This is a genomic window from Prevotella sp. khp7 (assembly GCF_900109055.1).
Classification (GTDB): Bacteria; Bacteroidota; Bacteroidia; order Bacteroidales; family Bacteroidaceae; genus Prevotella.
Genome location: NZ_FOIV01000001.1, coordinates 765,212 through 778,280, shown reverse-complemented (window position 1 = coordinate 778,280; position 13,069 = coordinate 765,212). Strand labels below are relative to the sequence as shown.

The following is a 13,069-nucleotide window of genomic DNA, read 5'->3' as shown; positions in this document are numbered from 1 at the left end:
TTTGTTTTGCTCTCGACTTTTCGTAACTTTGTCGCAGAAATAACAAAAACAAGAATTTCAAGATTATCAAAACAAAGTCGAATATGAACAAACTACTCTCCTTGCTGTGCTGCCTTGGTTTGGCGGCAGGCCTTCATGCCCAGATGCTTCCTTATCAGAATGTAAGTCTTACTGCTTCCCAGCGTGCCGACGATCTGTTAGGCAGACTGACCCTTGACGAAAAAGTCAGTCTGATGATGGACACATCTCCCGCCATCGAACGACTGGGCATCCCGCAGTTCCAATGGTGGAACGAGGCGCTCCATGGCATCGGCCGCAATGGCTTCGCCACCGTTTTCCCCATCACAATGGGTATGGCTGCTTCGTGGGATGACGCCCTGCTTCACCAAGTGTTTACGGCTGTGAGCGACGAGGCCCGTGTAAAAGCCCAACAGGCTAAGCGTAGCGGCGACATCCAACGCTATCAGAGCCTGTCGTTCTGGACACCGAATATCAATATCTTCCGTGATCCCCGTTGGGGACGTGGACAGGAGACCTATGGTGAAGACCCTTATCTGACATCGAAGATGGGACTGGCTGTGGTGCGCGGTCTGCAAGGGGTAGGCTATAACGGTGAGGACCTCGGTATCAGCAAGTATCGCAAACTGCTGGCCTGTGCCAAGCATTTCGCCGTACATAGTGGTCCGGAGTGGAACCGCCATGAGTTCAATGTGGAGAATCTGCCCGAGCGCGATCTCTGGGAGACCTATCTTCCTGCCTTTAAGGCGTTGGTGCAGGAGGGTAAGGTGGCTGAGGTGATGTGTGCCTATCAGCGTATAGACGGACAGCCCTGCTGTTCGCAGACCCGTTATGAACAGCAGATCCTGCGCGACGAATGGGGCTTCGACGGACTGATCACGAGCGACTGTGGTGCCATTCGGGATTTCCTGCCTAAATGGCATAACACGGCCAAGGATCAGGCAGAAGCCTCTGCTCAGGCCGTCTTGGCTGGAACTGATGTGGAGTGCGGTTCGGAATATAAGAATCTGCCCGAGGCCGTGCGCCGTGGTGATATCAAGGAGGCCGATCTCGACAGAAGTCTGCGCCGCCTGCTGATTGCCCGTATCGAACTGGGTGATCTCGACAGTGATGACTTGAACCCGTGGACGAAGATTCCTGAGAGTGTCGTGGCTTGTGATGCCCATAAGCAACTGGCGCTCGATATGGCCCGTAAGAGCATCGTATTGTTACAGAACAGAAACAACGTGCTGCCTCTCCGGAAAAGCGCAAAGGTTGTTGTGCTCGGTGCTAATGCCGTCGACAGTGTGATGCAGTGGGGCAACTACTCCGGTTTCGCCACTCGCACCGTTACTGCCCTCGAAGGCATTCAGGCTCTGGCACCACAGGCCGAGTTCATCAGTGGATGCGGACTGACTCGTAATGAGGTCTTTGAGAGCAGGTTTGGCGAATTGAAATCACCCCTTGGTGGTAAAGGCATGCAGGCCACCTATTATAATAATACAGAGATGCAGGGAGCACCAGCTGCCACGGCTAACTTCACGTCGCCCATCATGCTGAGCAATGGCGGTAACACTGTGTTTGCGCCTGGTGTGAACCTTGAGAATTTCTCTGCCCGTCTGGATGCCACCTTCATACCCACAAGAGACGAGACGGTCATCTTCAGCATCAATGGCGACGACAAGGTGCGCCTCATCGTGAATGGCGATACACTTGTGAACATCTGGCAGGTGCGTCAGCGCATCCAGGGTGCTCAGAAGGAGATGGCGGTAAAGGCAGGACAGCACTACCGCGTACAGATAGACTATGTGCAGGAGGGCGGTTTTGCGTTCCTCGGCTTCGATATCCAGCATAAGGTGGCACCTACCCATCAGGAACTGCTGGCACAGATTGGCGACACAGAGACGGTTGTCTTTGTTGGCGGTATCTCGCCCAAACTCGAAGGCGAGGAGATGCGTGTCAACGAAGAAGGCTTCAAGGGAGGCGACCGCACCAGTATCGAACTGCCTAAGGCTCAGCGCGAGACGTTGGCCATGCTTCATCAGGCAGGGAAAAAGGTTGTCTTCGTCAATTGCTCTGGCTCGGCAATGGCGCTCACACCCGAACTCGAATCGTGCGATGCCATTATCCAGGCATGGTATGGCGGCGAACAAGGTGGAACGGCTTTGGCAGAAGTGCTCTATGGCGACTATAACCCCAGCGGCAAACTGCCTGTGACCTTTTATAAGAATACCGACGAACTGCCCGATTTCCTCGATTATACGATGAAGAACCGCACTTACCGCTATTATCAGGGTGAGGCCCTCTTCCCCTTTGGCTTCGGACTGAGCTACACGCGGTTTGAGATAGGTAAGCCCTCGTATAACAGTCAGAAGCTGCGCGTGAACGTGAGAAATACGGGAGACAAGGAGGGGCTTGAGACTGTTCAGGTTTATATCCGCAATCTGTCCGACAAGGAAGGTCCGCTGAAGACGCTCCGTGCCTATCAGCAGGTGTCTCTTAAGCCTGGAGAGTCGAAGAATGTCACCATCGATCTGCCCCGTAGTTGCTTCGAGGGTTGGGATGTCAAGACCAACACCATGCGGGTCGTTCCTGGTAAGTATGAGCTCATGGTTGGCAACTCCAGCGACGACAGAGACCAGAAGAAGATTGTTGTCAGCATCAGGTAATCAACTTGGTGCTGACGATAACAATAACGTCATAGCAGAATCAATAAACTGCTGAAAGACCTGAATATCATGTGCTGGTGGTCAGCGGTTATAGCGGTTCTGAATATCCTGCCTACAAGGACTTCTTGAATGTAGGCGACATCCACAGCTGTGAACCGTAGCTTTACAGTGAGTGTCTGAGGAAAAATATCATTGCCCGAAGTAGGGCATGGAAAAGAAAGGTGCGTCCCTGAAATGGAACGCACCTTTTTTATTCAGCTTATCTTAATCTGTAGGATTAATAGCCTGGGTTCTGCCACATACCTTCTGCTGTAGAAGTGTATTGCAGTACGCCGTTTGCATCCTGAGCAACAGATACTGAAGCACGGTTGGTTACAGCCTCCAGCTCGTTGAGAGGAATAGGACGGTAGTAGTGCTTCACGTCGATGTTGCCAGAAGCCTGTGCGTTGTAAGCCTTCACGTGGCTGATGAGCGTGTGGGTACGCTTCAGGTCGAACCAGCGCTGGTACTCACCGCAGAGCTCGAGGGCGCGCTCCTTCAGGATAGTCTCGATGTCGACGGTGCCGCTGATGGTGTTGTCCTTGCCACTGATGGCACGGGCCTTGCGCAGCTCGTTGATCGTAGCCAGAGCGTTGCCGCCGGTAGCGAGCTCGGCCTCAGCCTTGATGAGGTACATCTCTGCCAGACGGAGCACCATGATGTCGCGATAGCTCAGGTCGTGAGTGGGATAGTTGGCATTGTACTGGTCGTCGAGGTACTTCTTGATGCAGGGGTATGAACGGCGGCCTTCGATCTTCTCACTCTTGTAGCGGGCGTCGCCATATACATCCGAAACAGCCTTGCCACCCTCGGTGGGCAGAGCGGTCTTAGGATCGCCAGTGGTATAGACGGGGATGTCGCCACCGAATGCAAACTGCAGACGGTACTTGTCCTTAGCCTCTGCCTGGAGGGCCTTACCTTCCTCAGAGTCACCGTCGAGGATGCTGTAGAGGATGGCGATACCACCACCGTTGAAATAGTTGCCGTCTTCCTTGTAAGCCTCTTCGTAGTCCTTGAACTCCTGTTCACCCATCTTTGGGTAGTTTGCAGCGTTCTGCGACAGCTCGTAAGGAATGCGGTAGCTGGTAAGCAGTGTACCGTTGTAGCGCTGGTCGGTCTCCTTCACGCTCTCCAGCAGCTGCCAGAAGTAGAGTGAGGGCAGGTAACGGGTGAATCCGCGTCCGTAGGGAGAGTAGTATTTGCCGCACTCAATGTTCTCGCCTGTCATCTTACTCTTGATGGTGGTCTTACCGGCAGCCATACGGAAAAAGATCGACTTGTCTGTCTGTCCGTTAGGACCGATGTCGTCACATCCGTTGTTCCACAGTGAAGGGAACATCAGGTGAGTGGCGCTACCACCCTGACGGCCATAGCCTGTACGGGTGATGAGCGAGTTGTACTGACCTGTACCACCGCCAGAGTAGCGATAGGGCACGCAGTTGTCGCGACCTGCTGAGAGGTCGTTTGAATAGTGAACGGCAAAGAGGTTCTCTGTGTTAACGGTAGCCTCCTCGTTATTCATGTTCCAGGTGTCGCTGTAGCGGCTGTAGAACTTGGCACCCGAGTTGTTGATAACATCGGTAGCGGCAGTCAGGGCCTCGTTGTAGTACTGGCTCTGTCCCAGCCATGAAGCAGCGTAGAGTGCTACACGGGCATAGAGCGCCTCGGCAGAATAGTAGTAGGCGCGACCGGTACCGGTGGCTGCCTTGGCAGTCATGACGTTGGCCTTCTTATAGTTCTCCATCGAGAGCTTCAGGTCGGCGAGGATATTGGCATATACCTCAGCCTCCGGCACACGTACAGGTGTGTTGTTGATGCTGTTCACTGGCTCTGAGTTATAGGGAATCGGACCCCACAGAGCTACCATCTGTGAGTAGTAGAGCGCACGGAGGAAGTAGGCATCAGCCAGGTAGGCTGCCTTCTTGTTGTCGTCAATCACGCTGCACTCGGGCACATACTTCAGGGCGTTGTTACATACGTCGACACCGGCATAGAACATCTCCCAGTATTCGTCGAGACAGGGGTTGTCGGCCACGTTGCTGCCAAGTGCCTCTGCAGAGATGTCATACTTCAGCATGGACTTCTGCTTGTTGTCGTAACCGAAATAGAACAGGTCGCTGCCCATCTCAGACAGTCCGAGTGACGGTTCCTTACCCCACCAGCCGTGTGTGTAGGTGTAAGCTGACTGAATCAGTCCGTCGATACCCGATATGGTGTTGTACGCCAGGTCGGCAGTCTCACCAGTCTTGTTGTCCTCCTCCAGGAAGTCTGAGCAGGAGGTTGCGCCGAAGCCAATGGCTGTGGCAGCAAATAACATGCTTAATATCTTTTTCATATCGATATTCATTATAAGATTAGAAAGTTACGTTAAGACCTACTACAGCCTGCTTCATCAGCGGGAAGTTTACAGCACCGCCACGCTCAGGGTCGTAGTTGTCGAAGTGACTGAAGGTGAAGTAGTTCTTCAGAGAACAGTAGATACGTGCATTACTGATGAATGCCTTCTTCACGATATTCTTCGGCAGATTGTAGCTCAGGGTGATGTCCTTGATCTTGAAGTAGTCGCCCTTCTGAATCTGGATGGCGCTCTTGTAGAAGGTTGGTGTAGCACCTGCGCATCCAGGAGAAGGTATGTCGGCACCCTGATTGTCGGGAGTCCAATAGCTCAGGTCGCCCCAGTTTGCGTTGTCGTAGAGGTAGAGACCGTAGCCGCTGTAGCTCAGGTAGCCACCCAGACGGGCCATGGTCTGAATGCTCAGTGAGAAATCCTTATAGGTAAGGGTGGTTCCCAGACCGAGAATAGCCTTCGGTGAGCGGTTGTAGACAATCTTGTCGGCGTCGTCGATCTTGTTGTCGCCGTTGGTGTCGACAACCTTCGGTGTACCGGGATCGCCGTAGTCAGCCTGTGGCTTCTCGAAACCGGGGTGAGCAGCCAGATACTGGTCGAACTCGCCGATACCCCAGCAGCCGTCCATGTCGTATGCATAGTATGCTGATACAGGTTCGCCAACCTTCAGGATGTTGATACCATCGACAAACTGCTCGATACCGTCGGCCAGTTCCTTTACCTCGTCCTTGGCAAATGTTGCTGATGCTGTCAGGTCCCAGGTGAAGTCCTTGGTCTTAACGGGTACGGCACCTAGAGAAATCTCGATACCGCTGCCCTTGGTCTTACCGACGTTAGAGATGGTGCTGGTGAATACCGATGAGGGAGGTGCGGTCTTGTAGTACAGCAGGTCGTAGGTATTGCTGTTGTAGTAGTCGATGCTACCATAAACGCGACCGTTCAGGATGGCGAAGTCGAGACCGAAGTCCAGAGCGGCGGTCTTTTCCCATGTCAGATCGGGGTTAGCCATGGTCATGGGTGCCTTGTCGGTAGAGTTGGGAACGATAGAAGAGATGGTTGCCAGTGTCTGATAGGCCGAGATGGCGGAGTTACCAGAGAGACCCCATGATACGCGGAACTTCAGGTTGTCGAGCCAAGACTTGGTGCCTGCCATGAAGCTCTCCTCTGAGAGGCGCCAGCCGGCAGATACAGAGGGGAAGTAACCCCATTTGTGACCCTCGGCGAGTACTGAGCTACCATCGGCACGTACTGATGCCTGCAGCAGGTACTTACCGTCGAACGAGTAGTTCACACGTCCGAAGAATGACAGCATAGAGCTCTTTACGTAGCTGGTAGAAACAGTAGGAGTGCCAATTTTGCTCACATCGTAGAAAGCACTCTTCTTATAGCTCTCAGAACCAGCGTCACCGCTGATGCTGCTGGTCTCCGAAACATACTGCGACATCTCATGACCGAGCAGAACGGTGAAGTCGTGCTTGCCAATCTCCTTGTTGTAGTTGGCGGTGTTCTGCCATACATATTTCGTTCCGGTGCTGCGGTCATTGCTGATATAGGTCGTTGTAGGGCTCTGATAACGAACCTGGCTGTGATAGTCCTGATACTGACCGTCGCGAGAGGTGCTGCGGTCGGCGGTGAACTGCGACTTCAGCGTCATGCCCTTGATGGGGTTCAGCTGCAGATAAGCGCTGCCGAAGAAGCGGCTGCTCTCGATGTTACGCTGGTAGGCGCCATCGTCGTTGAGCAGCGGCGAACAGTGGGCGGCATACCAGGGGTTAGGTGTCGCGTTGATGCTGCCGTCGTTGAGGTAGGCGTGGGTGATGGTGGTCATCTTCTGTGCCTGGTTGAATACGCCGCCGGCCATCTTGTCGTTGCTCTTGTAAGCATAAGAGAGGCTGGCACCTACCTTTACGATCTTATTTATCTGGTGGTCGATGTTCACACGACCTGTGTAGCGGTTGTACTCATCGCCCTTCAGCAGACCTTTGTCGTCCATGGCAGCCAGAGAGATGTTGAAGTTCGTCTTCTCGTTACCACCCTGAACCGATACCTCGTAGTTCTGCGAAACACTGCTGTCGAGCACCATGTCGAGCCAGTCGGTATAGCTCTTGTTGTTGTAGATGTCAAGTGTCGGTGTACCGTCTTCGAGGTTGAAGGTCAGCACGTCGGCAGCAGTAGCCGAGTTGGTGAAGTTCCAGCCGTTAGCTGCAGCATCCTCGTAGTTCTTTTTGTCGATGAGACGCTGCACCTCCTTGTCGCCATACATGGGCTTCACGATACCGGTAGCACTGTTGAACGACAGATAGCCGTTAAAGCTGACCTTGGTGCGGCCAGCAGAACCGCGCTTGGTGGTAATCAGGATAACACCGTTGGCACCCTTGGTACCGTAGATAGCGGTAGAGGCGGCATCCTTCAGGATGTCCATCGACTCGATGTCGCTGGCGGGGATGTCAAGAGTAGAGCCGTACTCCACACCGTCGACGATAACCAATGGCCCGTTACCTGCCAGCAGTGAACGGTTACCACGGAGCGTCATGCTCACGCCTTCACCGGCCTGACCGCCGTTACTCTGCTGAAGGTCTACGCCAGGAACCTTAGCTTGCATGGCAGCCAGGGCATTGGCACCGGCAACCTTAGCCAGGTCTTCGGTCTTCACACTTGAAACCGAACCCGTCAGGTCCTTCTTCTTCATCGTACCGTAACCCACAACCACGATCTCATCGAGGGCTGCAGCGTCTTCCTGCATGGTTACATTGATACTGCTCTTACCAGCCACGTCGATCTTCTGATCCTTGTAACCGATGTAAGAGATCTTCAGGACACTCTTCTCAGGAACGTCCTTGATAGTGAAGTTACCGTCGAAGTCGGTCACTGCGCCGATGGTAGTGCCGTCTACGAGAATACTTACACCAATCATGGGCTCACCTGTAGCATCCTTCACTGTACCCGTGACTGACTTCTGAGCGTAAGCTACGAAGCAGAACACAGACAAAAGCAAAGCCATAGAGGCTCTTTTGATTTGATGATTCATACACGTTAGTTTTAGTTATAGATAAATAAATTATTAAAAGAGATATTTTAAGTTTATAATTCTAGATTTCATATATTGGCTACAAAGTTACGGATTATTATATGAAATAATACTAAAACATATCGATTTTCTCCTGCAAACGTTTACGTTAGATATCTGTTTACTGCATTCTCTGCAATCCCTCCCAGCGGACGTTCCAGGTGCCGTCGTGGGGGAAGCCCGGGTTGAGGGGCTCGGTGCAGCCGTCCCAACCGACACACATCATGGCGATGGCGGTGAGCAGGCCACCATTGCCTGGGAGATAGATGCGCAGGCGATCTGGGGTCTGGAAATTATGGCCATTGGGTAGATAGGTGTTTTTCTGACTGTCGATGAGCAGGGCCTTGAGGGCTGTCTCTGGATCACCAAGTCGGGCGGCAGTCATGGCTATCATACCGTAGTCCCATCCCCATGTGGTCTGCCAGTTCCAGTTCTGCATCACCCGGTTGAGTGTCTGCTTCATTCGCTCTTTATCATATAATAAGGTATAAGGGGTGTTCTCGCTGGGCAGCATACCGCAGGCACCCAGAACGGCAGGGTGGTCGTTGCGACATTTGTCGGCGAAGGTCTGTACGGGTTTGCCTGTGGCGTCGAAGGGATCGAAGGCTTCTGAGATAATGGTGCCGCCAAGGGGTGTTCCGGCAGTATAGATGCCGCCAGCTTCGGGGAGGGGCGAGAGCTTGTTGATGATATCATCCCAAAGTGCGATGCGCTGCTTACCCTGGCGTTCACGCCATTGTTGTGCTACTGCCAGACCATACTGCCAGTAGGCGAGTTCGAAGGGCTGGTTATAGGCAATGTCTTTGGTGATGGATTCCTGCATGGCAGTGGCTCCCCTGAGCTGATAGCGCCCGGTCTTTTTATCGAAGGTCACGAAATCGGCCATAAACTCGGCAGTGGCTTCTACCTGTTCGCCGTAGGTCTTCAGGGTCTCTGCCGATGGCCTGGCCCGGTACATCTCTTCGGCCAGATAGATGTAATGGGGTTGCTGCCAGATGAGAAACGAGCCTGTGTTTGACGGGGCCTCACCGGCCCATGGGTCGGTCATCTTCATCCAACGCACGCCTTTGAACCCCTGACGCTCAGCAATCTGGCGTGCGACAGGGTATGCGGTATCGTTATACCATCTCAGAATATGCGCAACGGTTTCAGGACGGTTCCATAAGGCAAAGTCTGTCACGTGCCACCAGGTCATCTCCAGATGGGGGCGTCCGAACCATGAGTTATACGTCAGTCCGGTCTCCTGTGGCGGCATGTTGTTGGCGCAGTTGATCTGGGTGAGGTATTGTGAGAGAACCACCCTTCGCTCCAATTCCTTGGCCTGCGGGGCTGTGCATTGGGAGAAGTCAACGATGGCACCTGCCTTCCACCAGTGGTTCCAATGGCGCAGGGTGGCCTTGTGATATTGATCGTACTCATAGGCAATGGCCTTTGCAGGAGCCTCGTTCAGATACTCTGCGGCAAAAGTCAGAACGTCGTCGGTTGTCGTCAGCTCAAACACATGATTGTCGCAGACTTGCAGCGTTGCGTGACCTTCCCACAGAAGACGTACGTAATAGACGGTCTTGTCGAGCGTCCGCCTGATGAGAGCAGAGTGGTTGTCCTGACTGATGACGACCGACTGGTGCTTTTCTGGTTTCGTCCAGTCGTTGGCGTCGTCGGCATGTTTTCCTGTCGGATAGGAGAAACGCAGTGTGACGGTTGCCCGCTGGTCTCTCAGCAGGTTACTCTTGATCCTGGCATAGAGGGCGTCTTTGTCTGGGTGAACGCCCGTGCTTACCTCCACCTGTTCGCCATCGGCTCTGAAGGTCGATTCTATTTCCCCGTCCCATAGTTTCTGTTCCTGACGGATAGCCTTGAGCGATGCCAGGGACAGCGGTTGTCCCTGCTTGTCTTTGAGGCTGAGGCCAATCGTACCAAGGTTCAGGCGGTGGGGATTGATACGGAAATATTCCGTAGCCTCCTTGTGGCGCCCGTCTTCATCCTTCTTGTATTCCACGGCGTAGACTTCCTGATGGCCGTGTCCGAAGTCGAAGGCTTTCTCACTCTCCTGTGGTGTCAGTCCCTTGGTGTTCTCAAACTCATGCCATCCCCAGTCCGACATCGTGTTCAGGGGCACACCTGTCTCATACTCAAAAGGGTAGCTCTGCAGACCTGTCACGTCGACCGTTGCGGCAAAGTGGCCGTTGCCCACTGAGAGAGACGACAGCCTGTCAGCCTCGGTGATGACGGGGTTATTACGATTAACAACAGCGTGACGGTCTATGGAGGCCGTCACGTTGTTTACATTATATCCTAACTTCTCTATCTCAAGTGATGCCCAGATAAACGGACCTACGCCCTTGGCATCGTTGTCGCGTACAGGTTCGCTGATATAGTACTCAAACGAGCCGTCGCGCCGTTTGTTCTCTTTGACGTTGGGAGCCGCCTTCAGCACTTTTGCACTGACACCGGGTCCCAGGCCTGCCACCTCGCAGCATTTTGTCAGGGAAATGGTCTTGTCGGCATTCACACGAATGAAGTTCTTGATAATACCCTGATAGGCTTTGATGCCTGCATCGCGGTACTTGGTTCCGAGATAGCCTTTGTTGTAGGCTTTCAACAGCACATAGGCAAACATGGAGGAACAGGTGGCTTCGAGATAGTTGCCCTCGCGTCCGGGTTCATCCATCACCTGATACCAGACGCCGCTGTCCTTATCCTGCCACTTGATGATGGCGTCAAGGTCCTTTTGTAGCAGGTCGATGACCTCAGCACGACGCGCGTAGCTCTCGGGAAGGGCATCAAGCAGTTCGATGAGTGCCATCGAGAACCAACCCTGCGCTCTTCCCCAGCAGTGCTGGGTCTGTCCGGTCGCCTTGTCAGCCCAGAACATCTCCTTGGTCTCATCCCAGGCATGACGGTTCAATCCTGTCTTTGGATCGTAAGTGCGCTGATAGGTCACGGTAATCTGATCGACGGCGTCGTCATAGATTCTCTTGGCGTCCTTGGCTTTCAGCAGGTCGCGTGCTGTCATGGTATAGAAGGGCAGACCCATGAAGATGCCGTCAAGCCATACCTGATAGCTGTAGATGGCTTTGTGCCAGAATACCTTGTCCTGAATGGTGCGGGGCTGGTTCCTGAGTTGCTTCATCAGGGTCTGTATGGCCAGCAGGTTCTTCTTCTCCGGATAGAGCTGATACATGCGAGCCACAAAGTGACCGGTACGAATCTGATCGAGGTTATAGTCCTCAATCTTGTAAGTACGGATGTCGCCTCGGGCATTGATCATGGTGTCGGTATATTCCTGACAGTACTTGCGGATGTCCTCACCACCGTATCTCAGGTAGGTGTCGAGCATCGATTCCAGTTCGATACCCATCACATAGCTCCATCGGGGCTTTTTGGCAAAGTCGAGGAGGTAGGACTTCGGTGTTCTTTTCATCTCAGAATAGGTGAGCCACTCGGAGTAATGCTCGTAAGGGGCTTTGAGCAAAGCCAGACTGCCATTGATGAAAAGGTTGTCGAAGTTGATGTTACGCGTCTTGCCGCTCATGAGGTTTCCGTCTTTCACACCGTTGAAATGACAGTCCTTGACGTTGATGTCATAGACGTAGGTGTCTTCTTCGAGTCCGATAATCTGTACACCGTACTGTGACTTCTCGCTGGTGACATTCTCCATATAGACATTACGCACGGTAGGGTAGTTACCACGGCAGCAGATCTCGTTGTGCTCATAGTCGAGGTTGATCTTCAGCACACTCTCTTTGCAGACACCCACCTTGATGTTCTTCATGTTGATGTTCTCGATGATACCGCCGCGGCAGCTGTTGGTTTTGATGCGCAGCACACGCTCCAGCTCTGGAGAGTCCATCACACAGTCGTGGGCATAGACATTCTGACAACCGCCAGAGATCTCAGAACCGACAACGACACCGCCATGTCCGTTTCTCATCTCACAGTTGCGGATGATGATATTCTTCGAGGGCATGTTACGCTCTCGGCCGTCGCGGTTGCGCCCGCTCTTGATGGCAATACAGTCGTCGCCGGTATTAAAGAAGCAGTCTTCTATCAGTACGCGGTCACAGCACTCCGGGTCGCAACCGTCGCCATTAGGACCATCGTTGATCATCTTTACACGTCGTACGGTGATGTCGGTAGAGTGGAGGGGGTGAATCACCCAGAAAGGAGAGCGTAGCAGGGTGATATCCTCCAGCAGGATGCCTTCACACTTATTGAAGCTCACCAGCTGTGGGCGCAGTCCGTCTTTCGCACCGAACACACGTTCTGGTGAACGCTCGCCTTTCTCATTATACATGGGGATACCGTCCTCACCGTTCTTCAGCAGACGGGCACGTGAGCCACCGCGCTGACTGATCATGCCCTCTTTCCATCCGAAGCGCGGACTGCCGTTCCAGGGCCACCAGGTGTCGTTGCTGCCGCCACCATCGATGATGCCCTTACCGGTGATGGCAATATCCTTGGCTTTAAAGGCATATACGCATGGGGAGAGGTTAAAGCACTCCAGCCCTTCCCATGATGTCTCAACGATCGGGTATAACTCGGGTTGGAAAACAAACTCAAGTACGGCTCCCTCCTGCACTTCCAGGTTTACACCGTCCTTCAGTGTGATAGCTCCGGTCAGAAACTTATGCCCGGCAGGTACAACGACCTTACCGCCGCCTTTCCTTGAACAGAGGTCGATGGCTTTCTGGATGGCTTTCTGGTTCTGTGCGGCGGCATTCGTATCCTTTGCCCCGTACTTCGTAATCAGATACGTCTTGTTTGCGAACTGCGGTACACGGATGCTTTGCTCTATCTGTTTGTATTCTGCGTTGTTCCAGCCTTGAGCCGACAGGGCCATGGGGAACAGCAGACAAAGTGCCAGTAATTGAAAATACTTCTTCATACAGTACATTATTTATTTCTAGTAGTTTGCTGTGCAAAGATACGAATAAAGTGTGAGACCAT

Annotated in this window: 4 protein-coding genes; 1 reads left to right on the top strand and 3 read right to left on the bottom strand. The window is 53.2% G+C overall.

Translation table 11 applies throughout. The features are described from left to right. Positions 1–83: 83 nt before the first annotated feature. Positions 84–2,666 carry a xylan 1,4-beta-xylosidase gene (gene xyl3A / locus BMX82_RS03325; protein ID WP_091766036.1) on the top strand — a complete coding sequence of 861 codons (2,583 nt, stop codon included), beginning with the start codon at positions 84–86 and terminating at the stop codon, positions 2,664–2,666. Positions 2,667–2,943: 277 nt separating this feature from the next. Here the strand turns inward: xyl3A and BMX82_RS03320 are convergent, their stop codons facing one another. From BMX82_RS03320 to BMX82_RS13270, 3 genes are all read right to left on the bottom strand, one after another. Continuing rightward, positions 2,944–5,040 carry a RagB/SusD family nutrient uptake outer membrane protein gene (locus tag BMX82_RS03320; RefSeq protein WP_091766259.1) on the bottom strand — a complete coding sequence of 699 codons (2,097 nt, stop codon included), beginning with the start codon at positions 5,038–5,040 and terminating at the stop codon, positions 2,944–2,946. Positions 5,041–5,059: 19 nt separating this feature from the next. Then, a complete protein-coding gene (locus tag BMX82_RS03315; protein WP_036913276.1) occupies positions 5,060–8,080 on the bottom strand; it encodes a SusC/RagA family TonB-linked outer membrane protein in 3,021 nt (1,006 codons plus the stop codon). Between the two features lie 160 nt (positions 8,081–8,240). Beyond that, positions 8,241–13,007, bottom strand: a complete 4,767-nt coding sequence (locus tag BMX82_RS13270; RefSeq protein ID WP_091766256.1) for a glycoside hydrolase family 88 protein — start codon at positions 13,005–13,007, stop codon at positions 8,241–8,243. Between the last annotated feature and the right edge of the window lie 62 nt (positions 13,008–13,069).